The sequence below is a fragment of the Rhodococcus sp. MEB041 genome, assembly GCF_030208955.1.
Taxonomy (GTDB): Bacteria; Actinomycetota; Actinomycetes; order Mycobacteriales; family Mycobacteriaceae; genus Rhodococcoides.
Map to the genome: position 1 here is coordinate 293,990 of NZ_JARVSZ010000001.1, position 20,243 is coordinate 314,232.

A 20,243-nucleotide genomic window follows, 5' to 3' on the forward strand; every position below is an offset into this window, starting at 1 on the left:
GGTGTTCGGGCCGATCCTGCCCGACTTATGACAAATACCGAGAGAGGCCCTTACGATGACCCGATGCGCGACGGTCGTCTTCCCGATGGATTCGGAGTGCGTATCGATCCTCGAGTGCGGACTCTCTCGAACGGTCGAGTTCTCCTCGGCGGATCGCCCACCAGGATGGTGATGCTGGCACCCGCCGCGGCCGCGATGATCGGCGACGGATTCCTGCGGGTGTCCGATCCCGACTCCGCCACGGTGGCGCGTCGACTGCTCGACTCCGGTGTCGCGAACCCCCGGCCGATGAGCACTCCGTCCGCCGCGGACGTGACGGTCGTGATCCCGGTCCGCGACAACCACGAGGGACTGCTGCGGCTGATGCGCGCGCTGCGTGGACTCCGCGTGATCGTCGTGGACGACGGGTCCCGCGTTCCCGTCCGGCACGCCGAGATCGCCGTGGACGATCTGTGTGCCTCGGTCGCGGTGGTGCGGCACGACGCCCCGAGGGGACCGTCCGCGGCGCGCAACGCCGGCCTCGCCGCGGCCACGACCGACTTCGTCGCGTTCCTCGACTCCGACGTGGTGCCGCGCAAGGGCTGGCTCGAAGTCGTCCTCAGTCATTTCTCCGACCCCTCCGTCGGGCTGGTCGCTCCGCGCATCGTGGCGCTCGAGCCGGAGGGCAGTGCGCTCGCCCGCTACGAGCGCGCACGGTCCTCCCTCGATCTCGGTCGCCGGGAGGCCCCGGTGTTCGCGGGTGGCCCGGTGTCGTACGTCCCCAGTGCGGCGGTCGTCGCCCGGCGACGGGCCGTGCTCGACTGCGGAGGCTTCGACGAGGCGATGCACGTGGCCGAGGACGTCGATCTGTGCTGGCGACTGCAGGACGCGGGATGGCGTCTGCGGTACGAGCCGGTGGCCCGCGTCGCCCACGATCACCGCGTCACTCTGCGAAAGTGGTTCGGCCGCAAGCTGTTCTACGGTACCGGTGCCACCGAGCTGGCCTCCCGCCACCACGGGAAGGTGCCGCCCGTGGCCATGGCGCGGTCGACCCTGCTCGCACTGCTGCTGGCCGCCTCGGGGACGCGTGCGGGCATGGTCGGTGCGCTGGTCACGCTGATCACCACGGTGGTCCGCCTACGGCGCCTGTTCGTCGATCTGGATCACCCCACCCGCCTCGCCGCTGTGTTCGCGGCACGCGGAACCGTCGGGGGTGCTTGGCAGTTGGCCTCCGCGGCGGTGCGGCACTACTGGCCGGTCACGCTGGTGGCCGTGCTGTTCTCCCGGCGCATCCGACGTCTGGCGCTGGCCATCGCGGTGGCGGAGGGTGTGCGGGACTGGGTCGAGCACCGGGAGCCGGGCGGCCTCGGTCCGGTGCGCTACGCGGCGTACAAGCGCATCGACGACGTCGCCTACGGCACCGGACTCTGGGTGGGTGCCGTGTCGCACCGCGACCCCCGTGCTCTGGTGCTGCGTCTCGGCAACCAGTAGTCCCCACCACCCGCTCTGTGAGCTGGGTTACAGTGGAGGCCGGTCGAGTGTGCCGATCTGCCGGGCGAGGCTGTTGACGGAAGCGGGGTCTGTGGTGACGGTCAATCCGTGGGTCGCGATGAGGCCCGGGGACGACGCCGCCACGCTCGCACGCTCCGTCTCCCGCGCTCACGAGACCTTCGTCGGGCCGGGCCTGTCGACCGTGGGACTCGCCCGTCCCGTCGACCCCCAGTCGCCCGTGCGGTCCGTCGTTCTCGACTCCTGGCTGCGTAGCCGCGACATGGGCGTCGACCCCGATCGTGGTGCGGACGATCTCCTCGACGACGTCACGCTCGCGCAGTACCGCGCCGATCACCCGATGTCCGTCATCCGACCCGTGGTGCGCAAACTCCTCGTCGAGGACGCCGCCGACACCGGCCTTCTCGTGGCCATCACCGACGCGTCGGGCCGGCTGTTGTGGGTCGAGGGCGACACCGCGGCGAAGGATCGCGCGAACGCCATGAACTTCACCGAGGGCGCCGACTGGAGCGAGGGGCGGATGGGCACCAACGCCCCCGGCACCGCGCTGGCCATCGATCACTGCGTGCAGATCTTCGCCGCCGAGCACTTCTCGCGGCCCGTGCACGAGTGGAGTTGCAGTGCAGCCCCCGTCCACCACCCCGTCACCGGCCGCATCCTGGGGGCCATCGACATCACGGGCGGTCCGCGCGTCGCGGTGCCCGAGGTGCTCTCGTTGGTCCGCGCGACGGTGGCGGCCGCCGAGTCCGAACTGCGACTGCATCTACTCGAGTCCCCGCGCCCCGATCTCGACACCGGAGTCCGTCTGGAGGTGCTCGGAGCCGGGCGCCCGTCGTTGGTCCGCGGCGGTGAACGCGTCGCCCTGTCCGGACGGCACGCCGAGATGCTGCTGCTGTTGCGGGCGCATCCCGAGGGGCTGAGCTCCGACCATCTCGCCGTGCTGCTCGACGAGAACGAGCTGGACTCGGTCACCGTCCGAGCCGAGATGTCGCGCCTGCGCAAGGTTTTCGGTGCCGACGGCGTGGCCTCGCGGCCCTATCGACTGGTGGCGGAACTGTCGTCGGACGTCGAGGACGTGCGGGCGGCTCTCGACCGCGGGGACGTCGACGCGGCGCTGCGGCTCTACTCCGGCGTGGTGCTCCCGTCGTCGTACGCCCCGGGTATCGCGGAGATCCGCGAGGAGTTGCGAGTGCGCGTCCAGGCGGCGCTGCTGCGGTCCGGTGACCCGGTGCTGCTCGCGCGGTGGACGGCGTCGCTGCACGGCCGCGAGGACGCCACCGCGTGGTCGGCCTACCTCGCCACGCTCAGCCCGTCCTCGGCGCTGTACGGGCAGGTCCAGGCTCGCCTCGCCCTGCTGGGCTGACCGAGTCGGCTCTGCAACGGTCATGCAACCGTCGTCGTTCTAGTGTCCTGCATCACAGCCCCCGATGGCCGTGGGGGTGGATCACCGATGAAGGAGCATGTTCGATGACTGTCTTCGCTCGCCCGGGTACGCCCGACGCCGCCATGTCTTTCGAGGCCCGCTACGACAACTGGATCGGCAACGAGTGGGTCGCTCCGGTCAAGGGTCAGTACTTCGAGAACCCGACGCCCGTCACGGGACAGAACTTCTGCGAGATCGCGCGCTCCACCGCCGAGGACATCGACCTCGCCCTGGACGCCGCACACAAGGCCGCGCCGGCGTGGGGCAAGACCTCGCCTGCCGAGCGCGCCGTCATCCTGAACAAGATCGCCGACCGCATCGCCGAGAACCTCGACTCCATCGCGCTCGCCGAGTCGTGGGACAACGGCAAGCCGATCCGCGAGACGCTCAACGCCGACATCCCGCTCGCGATCGATCACTTCCGCTACTTTGCCGGATGCATTCGTGCGCAAGAGGGTTCGCTGTCCGAGATCGACAGTGACACCGTCGCGTACCACTTCCACGAGCCGCTCGGCGTCGTCGGCCAGATCATCCCGTGGAACTTCCCGATCCTGATGGCCGTGTGGAAGCTCGCCCCCGCACTCGCCGCCGGCAACGCCGTCGTCCTCAAGCCGGCCGAGCAGACACCCGCGTCGATCATGTACCTGATCAGCGTCATCGGTGACCTGCTGCCTCCGGGCGTGCTCAACATCGTCAACGGCTTCGGCACCGAGGCAGGCAAGCCCCTCGCGTCGAGCCCGCGCATCAAGAAGATCGCCTTCACCGGTGAGACCACGACCGGGCGCCTGATCATGCAGTACGCCTCGCAGAACCTCATCCCGGTGACGCTCGAGCTCGGTGGCAAGAGCCCCAACATCTTCTTCTCCGACGTGCTGTCGCAGAACGACGACTACCAGGACAAGGCCCTCGAGGGCTTCACGATGTTCGCCCTCAACCAGGGCGAGGTCTGCACCTGCCCGTCGCGTTCGCTGATCCAGCAGGACATCTACGACGACTTCCTTGCACTCGCCGCGATCCGCACCAAGGCCGTCCGCCAGGGTGATCCGCTGGACACCGAGACGATGATCGGCGCCCAGGCCTCGAACGACCAGCTCGAGAAGATCCTGTCCTACATCGAGATCGGCAAGGGCGAGGGCGCCAAGATCGTCACGGGCGGCGAGCGCGCGCAGCTCGGCGGCGACCTGAACGGTGGCTACTACGTGCAGCCCACCATCTTCACCGGCAAGAACAACATGCGCATCTTCCAGGAGGAGATCTTCGGACCCGTCGTCTCGGTCACGTCGTTCACCGACTACGCCAACGCCATCGAGATCGCCAACGACACGCTCTACGGCCTCGGCGCCGGTGTCTGGTCGCGTGACGGCGGCGTCGCCTACCGCGCCGGCCGCGACATCCAGGCCGGTCGTGTGTGGACCAACACGTACCACCAGTACCCGGCCCACGCGGCCTTCGGTGGCTACAAGCAGTCGGGCATCGGCCGCGAGAACCACAAGATGATGCTCGACCACTACCAGCAGACCAAGAACCTGCTGGTGAGCTACGCCCCGAAGGCTCAGGGCTTCTTCTGATGCAGCCGAACCACGGGTCGGCACCGCCTCCGAGGCTCAAAGCAACCGCCGGGGCGATGGAGCTTCTCCGTCGCCTCGGCGGGCTCCACGGCGCGCTGATGATGCATCAGAGCGGCGGATGCTGCGACGGGTCGTCGCCGATGTGTTACCCCGCAGGCGAATTCATCGTCGGGGACCGCGACGTCCTGCTCGGGCTCCTCGACCTGCGCGCGGAGGTCGGCACCGTCGCGGACGACCTGCCGAGCGACGGCGACGCCGTTCCGGTGTGGATCTCGGGGTCGCAGTTCCAGGCGTGGAAGCACACCCAGATGGTGCTCGACGTGGTGCCGGGTCGGGGCAGCGGCTTCTCCCTCGAGACGCCGGAGGGGCTGCGGTTCCTCAGTCGTGGCCGGGCCTACACCCCCGAGGAGAACGCGGAACTTGAGTCGCAGGACCCCATCACCGGCGCGCAGTGGGAGGAGGGCGCTCGCCCGCCCGTCCCCACCGAGTCCATCGTGGTCGCCGAGGCCGTCGACGCCTGCCCGGTGCCGGGGATGGCGATACAGGGTTGAGTCGGGTGCGCTGAGCCGCGGTCACCGCGGTTCAGCGCACCGTCGGAGCGTCGCTCGGACCTCGGCGATCACCTCGTCGGGTCTCTGCGTGAGGTCGCGCCAGGTGTACCGCAGCACCGTCCACTCCTGGACGACGACGTTCTGCCGAGTTCGGTCTCGGTGAAAGGCGGTGGGGTCCGAATGGAAGGCCCATCCGTCGACTTCGATGCAGACGCGTTCGTCGAGGAACACGAAGTCCAGCACGTAGTCGCGCCACGGAAAGTTGACCAGGAACCCTGTGATGCGTCCGGTGCGCATCACGATGACGAAGAGGCGCTCGGCCTCCGACCGAGTTCCTCCTTCCGCTGCCACGAGAAGCTTCTCGGCCGCGGGGGCGCCCCGTCGCCGAGGGTTCCGATCGTGTGCGCGCCGGAGCACCGCCGGCGACATCCGCCCGCGCAAGGCGACGTCGACGATGCCCATCCCCATCTCCTCGGACGCTTCGAGAACCGTGAGACCCGAGGCCGTGACTCGGATTCCGCGCATCGCCACCACATCGGCGGGGTCGAGGTTCCGTCGCCGCACCCGGACACCCGACGGTGCCCTGCTCCGTCCTCCGCGCGGGACCGTGACATCGACGATGCGTGGTGCAACCGAAACGAGTCCGTGCCAGTACGCGGCACTCACCGATGTCACGACGGCCCCGTCGCCGGCCCAGTACGCGGCGCACCGCACCCGAGCGGCGTCCGTCCACGGTCTGTCGCAGGCGACGTAGACACCGCGCGTGACCCGGCGCCAATGGCCCGCTCGGACGCGCCGATCGATCGCGTCCTGGCTCATCCCGGCGTCGTGAGCCTGCGTCGCGGTGATGACACCGTCGTGGAGCGCGAGAAGTCGATCGATCACAGGCGTTGGACGGCCGCGTCGGCTCTCCTGGTTCCGCCGGGTGCGCGGGGCCGCGGTTACCGCGGGTCAGCGCACCGTCCAGTGGAAAAACAATCGCAACGTCCCCGCAACACGGCAGTCCTAGCCTCACCTCACCACCCGCTCACACTCCGAAAGAGGCTCACCCATGGCCGTGAAGGAACCGCGCCCCGTGGCGTCCGATTCTCAGGCAGAATCGTCCGACTACCTGGCCAAGCGCACGCTCAAGACCGGCAGCGCGGGGTGGGTGCTGCTGGCAGGGTTGGGCGTCAGCTACGTCATCTCGGGTGACTATTCGGGGTGGAACTTCGGGCTCGAGCAGGGTGGTTTCGGTGGTCTGCTGATCGCGGGCATCCTGATCGCCGGCATGTACCTGGCGATGGTGCTGGGCATGGCGGAGATGTCGTCTGCGCTCCCGGCAGCGGGCGGCGGATACACGTTCGCCCGGCGCGCGCTCGGACCGTGGGGCGGATTCGCCACCGGCACAGCCATTCTCATCGAGTATGCCATCGCCCCCGCGGCCATCGCGACCTTCATCGGCGCCTACGTCGAGTCGCTCGGCCTGTTCGGGATCACCGACGGGTGGTGGGTGTACCTCGCCGTCTACGCCATCTTCATCGGCGTGCACCTCGCCGGTGTCGGTGAAGCGCTGAAGGTCATGTTCGTCATCACCGGCATCGCTCTCGTAGGCCTCGTCATCTTCGCTGTCGCCGCGATCTTCCAGTTCGACGCCTCCAACCTCACCGACATCGCCCCGACGGATGCCGCGGGCGCCTCGAGTTTCCTGCCGATGGGGTACCTGGGGATCTGGGCCGCGGTGCCGTTCGCGATCTGGTTCTTCCTCGCGATCGAGGGCGTGCCGCTCGCGGCCGAGGAAGCGAAGGATCCGGCGCGCAACGTGCCACGCGGCATCATCGCCGCCATGGCGGTGCTGCTGGTGACCGCCACCGCCATGCTGATCCTCGTGACGGGCGCCGGCGGAGCCGACGCGATGCAGGCGTCGGGCAACCCGTTGGTGGAGGCGCTGGGAGACAGCGGCGCCGCGACGGTGGTCAACTACATCGGCCTCGCCGGTCTGATCGCCAGCTTCTTCTCCATCATGTACGCCTACTCCCGGCAGCTGTTCGCGCTGAGCCGCGCCGGCTACCTGCCGAAGTCGATGTCGGTGGTCAACAGCCGGAAGGCGCCGACGCTGGCGCTGATCGTGCCCGGCATCATCGGCTTTGCCCTGACGTTCACCGGCAAGGGCTCGATGTTGTTGAACATGGCCGTCTTCGGGGCAGCGCTGAGCTACGTTCTGATGATGGTGAGCCACATCGTGCTGCGTCGCCGCGAGCCCGACATGCCGCGCCCGTACCGCACGCCGGGCGGCACGGTCACGACCGGATTCGCGCTCGTCATCGCGGCCTTCGCCGTGATCGCGACGTTCCTCGTGGACAGCCAGGCGGCGCTGTGGTGCCTGGTCGTCTTCGCGCTCTTCATGGTCTACTTCGGCGTCTACAGCCGCCATCACCTGGTGGCCAATTCTCCGGACGAGGAGTTCGCGGCGCTCGCCGCTGCCGAGGACGAACTCGGGTGAGCACCTACCACCAGCAGATCTCGGGATCGACCTATACCTTCAACGGTCTCGTCGAGGTCATGGCGAAGGCCACCCCGGCGCGATCGGGCGATCAACTCGCAGGCTGCGCGGCGGAGTCGGACGCCGAACGTGCCGCCGCCGCCTGGGTTCTGGCGGATCTCCCGCTGCAGACGTTCTTGGACGAGCAGGTGGTGCCGTACGAGAGCGACGAGGTCACCCGTCTCATCATCGACAGCCACGACGCGCAGGCGTTCGACGCGGTCTCGCACCTGACGGTGGGTGGCCTGCGGGACTGGTTGCTCACGGTCGCAGCGGAACCCGACAGCGCCCGGACACTGCGGGACGTCGCGCCGGGCCTCACCCCGGAGATGGTGGCCGCGACGAGCAAGATCATGCGCAACCAGGATCTCATCGCGGTGGCGCGGGCGGCGACGGTGATCTCGGCGTTCCGCACCACCATCGGTCTGCCCGGAACGATGGCCACACGCCTGCAGCCCAATCATCCGACGGACGACCCGCACGGAATCGCCGCGGCGACGCTCGACGGTCTGCTGATGGGCTCGGGCGACGCCGTCATCGGCATCAACCCGGCGACCGACTCACCTGCTGCGACAGCCGATCTGCTGTACCTGCTCGACGAGATCCGCCAGCGTTTCGAGATTCCGGTGCAGTCGTGTGTGCTCTCCCACGTCACCACCACCGTGGACCTGATCGGCAAGGGTGTCCCGGTGGATCTCGTGTTCCAGTCCATCGCGGGAACCGAGGGTGCCAACTCCAGTTTCGGGGTGACGGTGCCGATGCTCCTCGAGGCGAACGAGGCGGGAAAGTCGTTGCACCGCGGCACCGTCGGGAACAACGTCATGTACCTGGAGACGGGCCAGGGTTCGGCGCTGTCCGCGAACTCGCACGTCGGTACCGGGGGCAAGCCGGTCGATCAGCAGACGCTCGAGACCCGCGCGTACGGGTTGGCGCGGGCGCTCGATCCGCTGTTGGTCAACACCGTCGTGGGCTTCATCGGACCCGAGTACCTCTACGACGGCAAGCAGATCATCCGCGCCGGCCTCGAGGACCACTTCTGCGGCAAGATTCTCGGCCTGCCCATGGGTGTCGACGTCTGCTACACCAACCATGCCGAAGCGGACCAGGACGACATGGACACGTTGTTGACGCTGCTCGGTGCCGCGGGCGCCGCCTTCGTCATCGCCGTGCCGGGTGCCGACGACATCATGCTCGGCTACCAGAGCCTGTCCTTCCACGATGCCCTCTACGTCCGGCAGGTGTTGGGCCTCAAGCCCGCTCCCGAGTTCGAGGCGTGGATGCACCGGCTGGGGATGACCGACGACGCGGGGCGGGTCCTGCCCGTCGACGCCGCGTCGTCGCCGCTGCGAGCACTGACGACGCCGGCATGAGCACACCGGACTTCTGGACCGACCTGCGTGTCACGACGCAGGCGCGCATCGGGCTCGGCCGGGCGGGGGACGCCCTTCCGACGACGCGGGTGCTCGAGTTCCGGGCCGCCCACGCCGCGGCGCGGGACGCGGTCCACATGCCGCTCGACACCGACAGCTTCGCTCGGGAGATCGCCGCGGTCGGACTCGGGGATCCGGTGGTCGTGTCCAGCAAGGCGTCCACCCGCAGCGAGTATCTGCGTCGTCCCGATCTGGGACGGCAGCCCGAGGACCTGTCCGGTGTCGACACTGTCGACGCGGACATCGGAATCGTGTTGTGCGACGGTCTGTCCCCGCGGGCGCTGATGGATCACGGTGCGGGTCTGCTCGCTGCGCTGAAGGAGTCGCTGGGTACGTTCACCATTGCGCCTCCGGTGATCGCGACCCAGGCCAGGGTGGCGCTGGGTGACCACGTGGGCGCTGCGCTCGGGGTGTCCACGCTGATCGTCGTCATCGGCGAGCGTCCCGGTCTCTCGGTGGCGGACAGCCTCGGCATCTATCTGACGCACGGTCCGAAGCCGGGCCGCAACGATTCCGAGCGCAACTGCATCTCGAACATCCACCCGCCCGGCGGCATGCACTACGACCACGCGGCGCGGGTGACGGCATCGTTGGTCGCGGGTGCGCGCACGCTCGGGCGGTCCGGCGTCGATCTCAAGGACTCCTCTCGCGAACTGACCTGACCCGCGCACCGTTAGGGTCTGACATCGTGCTGCTGCAACGTGTGCGCGTCGATCCCGCGCGGGACGACCTCTCGGACGTCCGCATCGTCGACGACCTGGTGAGCGAGATCTCGGCACCCGGGGAGCGCCTGACTCCCGCCTCCGCCGAGACCGTCGTCGACGGGCGCGGGGGAGTGGTGCTGCCCGGGTTCGTCGACGGGCACCTGCACATGGCGCAGTGGGCACTCGCGCGCCGCCGACTGGACGTCGGCGCGGCCACCAGTGCACGGCACCTCGTCGACCTGCTGGTGGCGTCGGGCCTCACCGGCGACGTTCGTGCACAGGGCTTCCGGGGTGCCCTCTGGCCGGACGCACCGCACAAGGACATGCTCGAGGCCGCGCTGCCGGGTGTGTCCGTCGCGGTGACGAGCATGGATCTGCACACCGTCTGGCTCTCCCCGGCGTTGCTGCGCGAGCTCGCGGTCGATCACCCCACCGGTGTCTTCCGCGATCACGACGCCATCGCGATCGCGAGTGCCGTCGACGCGCGTGTCGGTACGGGCGTGCTCGACGAGTACGTGTGCGAGGCGACCGAGGATCTCGCCGCGCGGGGCGTGACCGAGGTCCTCGACTTCGAGTTCGACGACAACCTCACCGCGTGGACGCGGCGCTTCGCCTCCGGTCGTCCGGCGGTGCGGGTGAGCGCGTCGACGTGGCCGACGTGGCTCGAGGAGACTCTGGCGGCCGGACACCGGACCGGCGACGTCGCCGCGGACACGGGCCGCATGCTCCGCATGGGGCCGCTGAAGATCATGGCCGACGGGTCGCTCAACACGCGGACGGCCTGCTGCCACGACCCCTATCCCGACGCGGGGCACGACGCCGAGGCACACGGGCTGCTGCTCGTCGACCATCCGGAGCTGGTGCGATTGATCTCGCGCGCGGCGGGCGGTGGGATCGCCGCCGCGGTGCACGCCATCGGTGACCGCGCCAACACCGTCGTGCTCGACGCCTTCGAGACCGTGCGCGCGCTCATGGACTCGGGTGCTCTCCCCGTCGTCGGTGGACGCGTCGAGCACGCGCAGCAGGTCCGCCCGGAAGACCTGGACCGGTTCGCGGCGCTGGGCGTCGTCGCCTCGGTCCAGCCTCAGCACGCGGTGACCGACCGCGACGTCGCCGACGTGCTGTGGTCCGGCCGACGATCGATCGCGTACGGCTACCACTCGCTGCACCGCCACGGCGCGCTGCTGCAGTTCGGGTCCGACGCTCCCGTCTCCCCGCCCGATCCGCGGTCGGCTGTCGCCGACGCCGTGTTCCGCACCGACGACGAGCGACCGTCCTGGCATCCGGGCGAGGCGGTGCCGATGGACGTCGCACTGCGGGCGGCATCGGGTGGTCGCGCAGGTGTCGACGTCGGATCCGCCGCCGATCTCGTCGTGCTCGGCGAGTCCCCGTACGTCCTGTCGAACGCCGACCTGCGGTCCGTTCCGGTGATCGCCACGATCAGCGGTGGGCGCGCGACCCACGTGTCCTGAGCCTTCGCCACCGTGTCGGAGACACACGCGGTGGCCGAGCAACCCGACCCGTGTCGCTACCCGGCGGTAGTGTCGATGTGTGAGGTATGAGTACGCCGCGATGTCGTTCACGGCGGCGTGGACAGCAGAGCCCATCGCCGCGAGTGATTGGGTGGGACTCGTCACCGTCAACTAACATGAAAGGCTGCCCGACAACGAGAGGATCGTCATCGATCACGCATTTTCATCGCCGCTGTTCACAGCCGTGGCAGCTGGCGGGGTCGTGACGGCACCTCTGATGTGTAACGAACGACCGGGTGAGAGCGACGGGCACGACGTCGAGCGCGGACGACGAAACGGGGGAATCGTCGTCTGGACGGCCATGAAGGCGGACTCGGTCTGCCGGGGTGCCGTGTGTCAACACGGGGCCACGAGAGATCACGGGGAGTAGACGAGTGGATGACGGTGCACGGTTCGATGGCGGACCGGCCGGCGAAGGTCCCCTGACGAGTGATGGAACGGTGCTTCCGGACGGTGCGTTCCCGCTGTCCGGAGCGCAGCGCGGTATCTGGTTCTCCCAGCAACTCGCCGGTGACGTCCCGATTTCCATCGCGCACTATGTCGAACTGAACGGAAGCCTCGACCTGGACGTTCTCGAGTACGCTCTCGACCGGGCCGGGCGCGAGTTCGGATCGGGCTACCTGCGTCTCACCGAGGTGGACGGCGAGCCGTACCAGTACGTCGATCTGAGCATGCGCGACCACATCTCCTATTTCGATCTGCGCTCCGAGTCCGATCCGGAAGCAGCGGCGATGGAGTGGATGACACGCGAGTACAGCGCACCCGTGGACATGCTGGTCGACCGACTGGTGGTCTCCCACGTCCTTCGGTTGAGCGATGAGCGCTGGTTCTGGTACTCCCGCATCCATCACGTCGCGCTGGACGGTTTCGGCGCGATGACGATGATCCAACGTACGGCTGCGCTGTACACGGCTGCGATGGACGGCGTGGAGCCCGAACCGTCCAAGGCCGTCGATCTTCACAACCTGTACGTCGACGACGCCAAGTACCGATCGTCGGACCGCTTCGAGAAGGACGCCGCGTATTGGGCCGAGAAGGTACGCAGCCTCCCGGACCCGCCGTCGCTGTCATCCGTCACAGCGCCGCCGACGTCGCCCGCGTTGATCGCCGGTGGTTTCGTGTCCACCGATCTGGCCGAACGGCTCGACGCGCGCGTGACCTCGCTCGGGACCGCCTCGGCTCCCTTCGTCGTCGCTGCCTTCGCAGCGTTCGTCTCCCGCATGACCGGAGCCGAGGACACGGTCCTGAGCCTCCCGGTGTCAGCGCGCACGACCGCGGTCATGCGTCGGTCGGGTGGCATGGTCTCCAACGTCGTGCCGCTGCGTCTGGCACTGCCGCCGAGCTGCACGGTCGCCGAGTCCGCATCCCAGGCGCAACTCGAACTCACCGGCGCCCTGCGTCGTCAGCGATACCGCCACGAGGACATCCGCCGAGACAGCGGTGAGTCGGCCACCCAGCGTGGACTGTTCGGTCCGTCGATCAACATCATGCTGTTCCACGACGAATTGCGGCTCGGCGCCGTCAACGGTTCGTACAACGTGCTGACCACCGGTCCGGTGGAGGATCTGGCGCTGAACATCTATCCCGGCGCGGACAGTCGGGAGCTGCGGATCGACTTCGAGGCGAACCCGCTGCGGTACACGCAGGACCAGCTGAACGCGCATCGTGCCCGCTTCTTGCGCTTCCTCGACGCCCTGATCGGTGCCGAACCCGATGCTCCGCTCGGATCACTCGAGGTGCTGACCGACGACGAGCGGCAGCGTTTCGTTCCCGCGCTGGGCGGCGAAAGCTTCCCGCAGGTCACCTTCGGCGCCATCATCGCCCGCGCCGTCGACGCCGCCCCCGACACGGTGGCCGTCACGTGCGGGTCGGAATCGGTCACGTACGCCGAACTCGACGCGCGCTCCAACCGCCTGGCCCGGTTGCTGATCTCGCGGGGCGTCGGACCGGAAAGCGTCGTCGCGGTCGCACTCGGTCGATCGGTCGAGATGATCCACGCGACGTGGTCGATCGTGGCATCCGGTGGCGCGTTCCTCCCGATCGACCCGGCCTATCCCGTCGAACGCATCGCGCACATGTTGGGTGATTCCGGCGCACGGATCGGGCTGACCACACGCAGACACGTGAAGGACCTCCCGGACACGATCGAGTGGCTCGTCGTGGACGATCCGGAGTTCGGCGACGATCTGGCCGTCTGCTCGCCCGCACGGCTGACCGACGCCGACCGCACGGCGCCGGTGCGATCGTTCACGGCAGCATGGATGATCTACACCTCGGGTTCCACCGGTCTGCCGAAGGGCGTGACGGTCGGTCACGACGGTCTGTCGAACATCATCGGCGAGATGACGGTGACGTACGGTGTGTCGACGAAGTCCGTCGTCCTCGGTGTCGCCTCCCCGAGCTTCGATGCGTCGATCTTCGAGCAGTTGATGGCTCTGTCCGCCGGCACGACGCTGGCGTTGGCTCCGTCGGGAGTGTTCGGCGGCGAGGACCTGGCGGACTACATCCGCGAGAAGAGAGTCACGCACGTCGTGATCACGCCTGCGGCACTGGGATCACTCGAGCCGGAGGGGCTGGAGCAGATCGAGTCCATCATCAGCGCCGGTGAGGCACTGCCGTCCGAGGTGGCGGCACGCTGGGTTTCCCGCACCGCGCTGCGGAACGCCTACGGCCCCACCGAGACCACCATGATCGGGTCGATCTCGGACCCACTGGAGCCCGGTGCGCCCGTGACCATCGGTTCCCCTATCCGTGGAACGCGACAGGTGGTGTTGGACAACCGACTTCGGCCAGTACCCGTGGGTGTGGTGGGCGAACTGTATCTCGCCGGGGTGGATCTCGCCCGCGGCTACGCCAACCGCTTCGCCCTCACCGCCACGCGCTTCGTGGCCGGGCCGTGGGCCGAGTCGGGCGGGCGCATGTACCGCACGGGCGACCTGGTTCGGTGGACCGAGGATCGGGACCTGATCTACGTCGGTCGCGCCGACTCGCAGGTGAAGATTCGCGGCTTCCGCATCGAACTGGGCGAGATCGACGCGGTGCTCGCGGAGCATCCCAGTGTCCGTACCGCCGTCACCGTGGCGCACAAGCAGTCGTCCGGGGCCACGGTGCTCGCGGCGTACATCGTGCTGCGCCCGGACATCACGCTCGAGCACTCGGAACTGCTCCGCCACGCCGCGCAGCATCTACCGTCGCACATGATCCCCGCCGCGGTGGTGGTGCTCGATCATCTGCCGGTCACCGTCAACGGCAAGATCGATCACCGCCGTCTGCCCGAGCCGGTGCTGGCGACACGCGAATTTCGCGCGCCGACGACTGTCGTGGAGGAGATCGTCGCGACAGTGTTCACGCAGTTGATGGGCGTCGAGCGGGTCGGACTCGACGACGACTTCTTCGCTCTCGGCGGCAACTCGCTCATCGCGACGCGCGCCGTCTCCCGCCTCGGCGCCGCTCTGGGAACCCAGGTCTCGGTGCGCACCCTCTTCGAAGCGCCCACCGTCGAGTCGCTCGCGTCCCGGTTGCAGCAGGGTGCGCGCGGCGAGACCCGCATGCCGCTCGTGCGCCGTGAACGGACCGGTCCTGTGCCCTTGTCGCTCGCACAGCGGCGTATGTGGTTCCTCAATCAGTTCGACCCGTCGTCCGTCGCCTACAACATCCCGCTGGCCCTGCGTCTGGAGGGCGATCTCGACATCGCCGCGCTGCAGGTCGCGATCATGGACGTGGTCGACCGTCACGAAGCGCTCCGGACGTCCTACCCGGACACCGAGAACGGACCGGTCCAGGTCACCCACGAGCCCGAGGCCGTGGTACCGGATCTGACACCCGTACCGGTCGACGCGGACGACCTGCACGGCGTGCTGATCTCCTTCGCGATGACCACCTTCCAGGTCACGGAGCACGTCCCGCTGGTCGGTCGTTTGTTCCAGATCAGCGAGACCGATCACGTGCTCGCGATCGTGGTGCACCACATCTCCGCAGACGGTGCGTCTCTGACGCCCCTCGCGCGCGACCTGATGGCGGCCTACAGCGCCCGCATCGCGTTCTATGCGCCCACGTGGACCCCGCTGCCCGTGCAGTACGTCGACTACACGTTGTGGCAGCGGGAGGTGCTGGGGTCCGAGGACGATCCCACGTCGCTCATCGCGCAGCAGGAGCGCTACTGGGTCGAGACCCTGCGCGACGCACCGGATCTGCTGCCGCTCCCGATCGACCGTGCTCGTCCGTCCCGGTCGTCGCTCAGCGGAGGAGCGCACGCGTTCGAGATCGACGCCGAGCTCCACGCGAAGATGATCGACCTGGCCGGCCGCCATCGCACCACGCTCTTCATGGTGGTGCACGCGGCGCTGGCCGTGACGCTCGCCAAGATCAGCTCGACCGACGACATCGTCATCGGCACCCCGGTCGCGGGACGCGGCGACGCGGCGATCGACGACCTCGTCGGCATGTTCGTCAACACGTTGGCGCTGCGCACCACCGTGGGCAGCCGCCAGCCGTTCGACGCGCTGCTGGACCACGTCCGCGAGCGTGACCTGCAGGCGTTCGCCAACAGCGACGTGCCGTTCGAGCGCCTCGTGGAGGTGCTGTCCCCGGCGCGGTCGGAGTCGCGCCACCCGATCTTCCAGGTGATGCTGGCGTTCGAGAACATGGGTCACTCGACGGTGGAACTCACCGGACTGCGCCTGTCCACGGTCGATCTCGATCTGCAGGTGGTCAAATTCGATCTGCAGCTGACCATGACCGACCGCACCGACGACGCGGGCCGTCCGGCCGGTATGCCGGCCACGTTCTCGTACGCGTCGACACTGTTCGACGCCTCGACCATCGGGGCCGTCACACGCCGGTTCGTGCAGGTGCTGACCACGATCGTCGACGATCCCAGTGTGTCTGTCGCCGACATCGACGTGCTCGACGCCAGTGACCGCGTGGTCGCCGAGAGGTCGATCCAGCGAGTGTCCGAGGGCCGTCCCGTGGGCGACGACACCATCGTCTCGCGGGTGCTCGATCACGCGGCGAGCCACCCCGAAGCGAGTGCAGTGCGGTTCGGCGAGGTGTCGATCACTTACGGCGAGTTGGACTCTCGTTCGCGCGCCGCTGCAGCGAGGCTGTACGCGCTGGGGGTGCGGTCCGGCGATCGGGTCGCGGTGGTGTGCGACCGGTCGGTGGATCTGGTCGCCGTGCTGTTCTCCGTCATGAGGGCAGGCGCGACCTACGTGCCGATCGACCCCGAGTATCCGGGCGACCGGGTCGACTACGTCGTGGCCGACTCCGGTGCGCGCTTCGCCGTGGTCTCCGCTCGGCTCGAGGACCAGGTGCGGCGCGACGGCCTGACCGTCGTCGTGGACACCGATGTCGTGGCGGCGGAATCGGATTCGGAGTCGGGGTCCACCGCGCTGCTGCCCGTGGCGCGGCCGGACGACGTCGCGTACATCATCTACACCTCCGGATCCACCGGTAACCCCAAGGGTGTGGCGATCCCGCACACCAACGTGGTGACGTTGCTGACGAACACCGAGCAGTACTTCGGCTTCGGACCCGACGACGTCTGGACGATGTTCCACTCCTACGCCTTCGACTTCTCGGTGTGGGAGTTGTGGGGCGCGCTCACCACGGGCGGCAGCGTCGTCGTGGTGGACCACTGGACCGCTCGCTCGCCGGGCGACTTCCTCGACATGCTCGCCGACCGGGGCGTGACGGTGCTCAACCAGACACCGTCGGCGTTCTATCAACTCGCCGAGGCCGAGCGCGACCGTGCGGGCACCGAGCTGTCCCTGCGCCACGTCGTCTTCGGCGGTGAGGCGCTGGATCTGTCGCAGCTGCAGCGCTGGTACGCGCGGCACGCGGACGACAGTCCCCGGCTCGTGAACATGTACGGCATCACCGAGACGACGGTGCACGTCACCTACCAGGAGTTGACGGCGGCATTCGCGGCCGCGGCCCAGGGCAGCGTGATCGGCGTTCCCGTCCCGGGTCTCGGCGGCATTGTGCTCGACGACGCCCTGCGGCCCGTACCCGTCGGGGTTCCAGGTGAGCTCTACGTCCTGGGTGATCAGTTGGCGCAGGGCTACGTCGGTCGCCCCGACCTGAACGCGACGCGTTTCGTGGCCAACCCGTACCTGGCGGGTCAGCGGATGTACCGCTCCGGCGACGTCGTGCGGTGGAACCGCGACGGCGCGCTGGAGTACCTCGCACGTGCGGACGCCCAGGTGCAGATCCGCGGATTCCGCGTCGAACTGGGCGAGATCGAGACCGTCGTGGCGTCCACGCCCGGTGTCGCGGGCGCCGCCGCGTCGGTGGTGCGGCGCCCGGCCGGCGACGTCCTGGTCGCGTTCGTGGTGCCCGAATCGGGCTCTACGGTCGACGCGGTGGCAGTCACCGAACACGTCGCCTCGCTGTTGCCGGCGTACATGGTTCCCGCGCGCATCGTCGAGCTGGACCGTCTGCCGCTGACCGTGAACGGCAAGCTCGACCGCAAGGCGCTGCCCGAGGTCACCGAGGACTCCGATCGCACGTACCGCGCACCCGAGACGCGGGTGGAGAAGGCGATCGCGGGTGTCTTCGAGGACATCCTCGACGTCACACCCGTCGGCCTGGACGACGATTTCTTCGGACTCGGCGGCAACTCGCTCGTCGCGACCCAGGTCGCGTCCCGCATCGGTACCGAACTGGGCGTGCACGTTCCGGTCCGCGCCGTGTTCGATGCGACCACCGTCTCGCGTCTCGCGGCGGTCGTCGCCGAGCTCGGTGCGTCCGATCGACCCGCGCTCGTCGCGGGTCCCCGTCCCGATGTGATTCCGCTGGCACTCGCACAGCAGCGCATGTGGCTGAGCAACCGGCTCGACCCGTCGTCGCCGATGTACAACCTGCCGTTGGGTATCCGGCTCGAAGGCCGTCTCGATCTCATGGCACTGCGTCGTGCTGTTCGTGACCTCGTCACGAGACACGAGATCCTCCGCACCGTGTACCCGCAGACGGACGGCGTACCGCGGCAGGAGATCCTGACGGTCGACGAGGCGGGCGTCGAGCTCGCCGTCCAGGATGTTCCGTCCGCGCGGTGGATCGACGAGTTCGTCGCCCTCGCGACGCGCGGCTTCGACGTCACCACGGCGGTCCCGCTGCGGCTCGCGGTCTTCCGTGATCCGGAGGTCTCCACCGAGGCCGTGCTCGCGATCGTCGTGCACCACATCGCCGCGGACGGCGTGAGCCGCGTGGCGCTGACCCGCGACCTCGTCACCGCCTACCTCGCACACACCGAGGGCGCCGACCCCGCGTGGGCTCCGCTCCCCGTCCAGTACGCGGACTACGCGGTGTGGCAGCGCGACGTCATCGGCTCGCCCCGCGACGCCGAGTCGGTCGCGTCCGCCCAGATCGCCTACTGGAAGCAGGCTCTCGACGGCCTGCCCCCGGAGCTGGACCTGCCGCGTGACCGGGAGCGGCCGGCGTCGCCCACCCGCGAGGGTGGGTCCGTCCACTTCGCCGTGGACGGGTTCGCGGCGGACCGGGTGGAGGCACTGGCGCGCGACCACAACGCGACGCGATTCATGGTGGTGCACGCGGCACTCGCCGTCGTCCTCTCCCGCCTGTCCGGATCGACGGACATCGCGATCGGCACCGCTCTGGCGGGCCGCGGAGATCCGGCGCTCGACAACCTGGTCGGCATGCTCGTCAACACGGTGGCCCTGCGTCTGCGGGTCGACGAGGATGTGAGCTTCGCCGAACTGGTGGCCGCAGCCCGTCGCGTGGACGTCGACGCGTTCGCGCACTCGGAGGTGCCGTTCGAGACCGTCGTCGACGCCGTCGCGCCGCAGCGCACGGGATCGGTGCCGCCGCTCTTCCAGACCGCACTGGCGTTCCGCAACATCACGCCGGCGCGGGTGGAGCTGCCCGAGATCACCGTGTCCGAACTGGAGAATCCGTTCGAGCCCGCCAACTTCGATCTGTTGCTCACGGTCGACGACGACGGCTCGCGGAAGCCGGGCGGCGACATGACGATGATGTTCACGTACTCGACCGAGCTGTTCGACGAGGAGACGGTGGAGACCTTCGGCCGGCATCTGGCGTCGGTGCTGCGGGCCGGGGTCACCGAACCCACGCGCGTCGTCGCCGATCTGCCGCTCGCCGAGGTGGTCACCGCGGCGCCCGTGGTGGAGCCCACGACTCCCGCGGCGTACTCGGGACCCTCGGTGGTCACGTCGTTCGCGTCGGCCGTGGAATCGGATCCGGACGCCCCCGCCGTCGTGATCGGCGAGAACGAGGTCAGCTACGCCGACCTCGACGCTCGGTCCAACCGCCTGGCGCGCTGGCTCGCGGGGGCAGGAGTCGGTGCCGGGTCGACGGTCGCGGTCCGGTCCGGCGACTCCGGCCTCGACACGGACACCCTGGCCCTGTGGTGGGGGATCCTCAAGGCAGGCGCGGCGTTGGACATCGGCCGAGTCGCACCCGACGTGATCGTGCTGTCCGGCGCCTCCCGCAACGGGAGTCGGGCGCCGCTGATCCTGTCGGTGGACGACGCCGCCGACGACGTGGCGCAGTTCTCCGCGCGCCCCGTCACGTACGCGGATCGGGCACGCCCGCAGAACGGAGCCGATCCGGCGCTGGTCCTGCCGACCGGGACGGGCTCGGTCGGCGTGCTCACGTTCGACGAGCTCTCCGGCATCGTGTCCGCCGAACTCGATCGACTCGCCGTGGACTACGAGTCCCGGTTGTTCGCGACGGCGGCGGTCTCGACCGTGTCGCAGGCGCTGCGGGCGCTGGTCGCCGGTGTCGCGGGTGCCGCTGTGCTGGTGCAGGACGGTGCGGCGGAGTCGCTGACGGACGTGCTGCTCGATCAGTGGGTGACGCACCTGTTCGCCACCCCGTCGGACCTGTCGGCGGTGGACGCCGGGGAGTTCGAGGATCTCGCCGTGGTGGTCACCGACGCGGGCCGGGGCGACAGCGAGTCGTGCGACGGCTTCGCCGACGGCACCGAGATCGACGTCGTGCCGTTGACCTCGACGGGTATCGGACTCGCCATGCGGAGCTCATGACGG

10 protein-coding genes are annotated in these 20,243 nt (G+C 68.9%); 9 read left to right on the top strand and 1 reads right to left on the bottom strand.

What is annotated here, in order from left to right:
• Positions 1 to 63 precede the first annotated feature (63 nt).
• The 4 genes from mftF to QRN16_RS01580 all read left to right on the top strand — a co-directional run bounded on the left by mftF (position 64) and on the right by QRN16_RS01580 (position 5,030).
• Complete coding sequence (gene mftF / locus QRN16_RS01565) at positions 64 to 1,470, top strand: mycofactocin biosynthesis glycosyltransferase MftF (protein ID WP_285184389.1); 1,407 nt, start codon at positions 64 to 66, stop codon at positions 1,468 to 1,470.
• A 118-nt stretch (positions 1,471 to 1,588) separates the two neighbouring features.
• Complete coding sequence (locus QRN16_RS01570; protein ID WP_285184679.1) at positions 1,589 to 2,851, top strand: sigma-54-dependent transcriptional regulator family protein; 1,263 nt, start codon at positions 1,589 to 1,591, stop codon at positions 2,849 to 2,851.
• A gap of 104 nt (positions 2,852 to 2,955) precedes the next feature.
• Complete coding sequence (gene adh, locus QRN16_RS01575; RefSeq protein ID WP_027504630.1) at positions 2,956 to 4,479, top strand: aldehyde dehydrogenase; 1,524 nt, start codon at positions 2,956 to 2,958, stop codon at positions 4,477 to 4,479.
• Between the two features lie 56 nt (positions 4,480 to 4,535).
• Positions 4,536 to 5,030, top strand: a complete 495-nt coding sequence (locus tag QRN16_RS01580; protein ID WP_037184728.1) for a DUF779 domain-containing protein — start codon at positions 4,536 to 4,538, stop codon at positions 5,028 to 5,030.
• Positions 5,031 to 5,051: 21 nt separating this feature from the next.
• Here QRN16_RS01580 and QRN16_RS01585 read toward each other — a convergent pair whose 3' ends face one another.
• Entirely contained in the window at positions 5,052 to 5,915 is an 864-nt protein-coding gene (locus QRN16_RS01585; RefSeq protein WP_285184390.1) for a type IV toxin-antitoxin system AbiEi family antitoxin domain-containing protein, read from the bottom strand.
• Between the two features lie 166 nt (positions 5,916 to 6,081).
• On the opposite strand from QRN16_RS01585, the gene eat reads away from it, so the two are divergent.
• From eat to QRN16_RS01610, 5 genes are all read left to right on the top strand, one after another.
• Complete coding sequence (gene eat, locus QRN16_RS01590; RefSeq protein ID WP_027504632.1) at positions 6,082 to 7,512, top strand: ethanolamine permease; 1,431 nt, start codon at positions 6,082 to 6,084, stop codon at positions 7,510 to 7,512.
• Positions 7,509 to 8,921: an ethanolamine ammonia-lyase subunit EutB gene (locus QRN16_RS01595; protein WP_285184391.1), complete on the top strand. Its 1,413-nt coding sequence runs from the start codon at positions 7,509 to 7,511 to the stop codon at positions 8,919 to 8,921. Before eat ends, QRN16_RS01595 begins: the two co-directional genes overlap by 4 nt.
• Complete coding sequence (eutC, locus tag QRN16_RS01600; RefSeq protein ID WP_056441804.1) at positions 8,918 to 9,643, top strand: ethanolamine ammonia-lyase subunit EutC; 726 nt, start codon at positions 8,918 to 8,920, stop codon at positions 9,641 to 9,643. The genes QRN16_RS01595 and eutC overlap by 4 nt, the downstream gene beginning before the upstream one ends.
• Positions 9,644 to 9,669: 26 nt before the next feature.
• On the top strand, positions 9,670 to 11,157 hold the full coding sequence (locus QRN16_RS01605) for an amidohydrolase (RefSeq protein ID WP_285184392.1): 1,488 nt from the start codon (positions 9,670 to 9,672) through the stop codon (positions 11,155 to 11,157).
• A 500-nt stretch (positions 11,158 to 11,657) separates the two neighbouring features.
• A complete protein-coding gene (locus QRN16_RS01610) occupies positions 11,658 to 20,240 on the top strand; it encodes a non-ribosomal peptide synthetase (RefSeq protein ID WP_285184393.1) in 8,583 nt (2,860 codons plus the stop codon).
• Positions 20,241 to 20,243 lie beyond the last annotated feature (3 nt).

Bases quoted from the DNA above. Each gene is read 5' to 3' on its own strand.
- QRN16_RS01570 (WP_285184679.1), top strand. From the start codon at position 1,589: ATGAGGCCCGGGGACGACGCCGCCACGCTCGCACGCTCCGTCTCCCGC.
- eat (WP_027504632.1), top strand. From the start codon at position 6,082: ATGGCCGTGAAGGAACCGCGCCCCGTGGCGTCCGATTCTCAGGCAGAA.
- eutC (WP_056441804.1), top strand. From the start codon at position 8,918: ATGAGCACACCGGACTTCTGGACCGACCTGCGTGTCACGACGCAGGCG.
- mftF (WP_285184389.1), top strand. From the start codon at position 64: ATGCGCGACGGTCGTCTTCCCGATGGATTCGGAGTGCGTATCGATCCT.
- adh (WP_027504630.1), top strand. From the start codon at position 2,956: ATGACTGTCTTCGCTCGCCCGGGTACGCCCGACGCCGCCATGTCTTTC.
- QRN16_RS01580 (WP_037184728.1), top strand. From the start codon at position 4,536: ATGGAGCTTCTCCGTCGCCTCGGCGGGCTCCACGGCGCGCTGATGATG.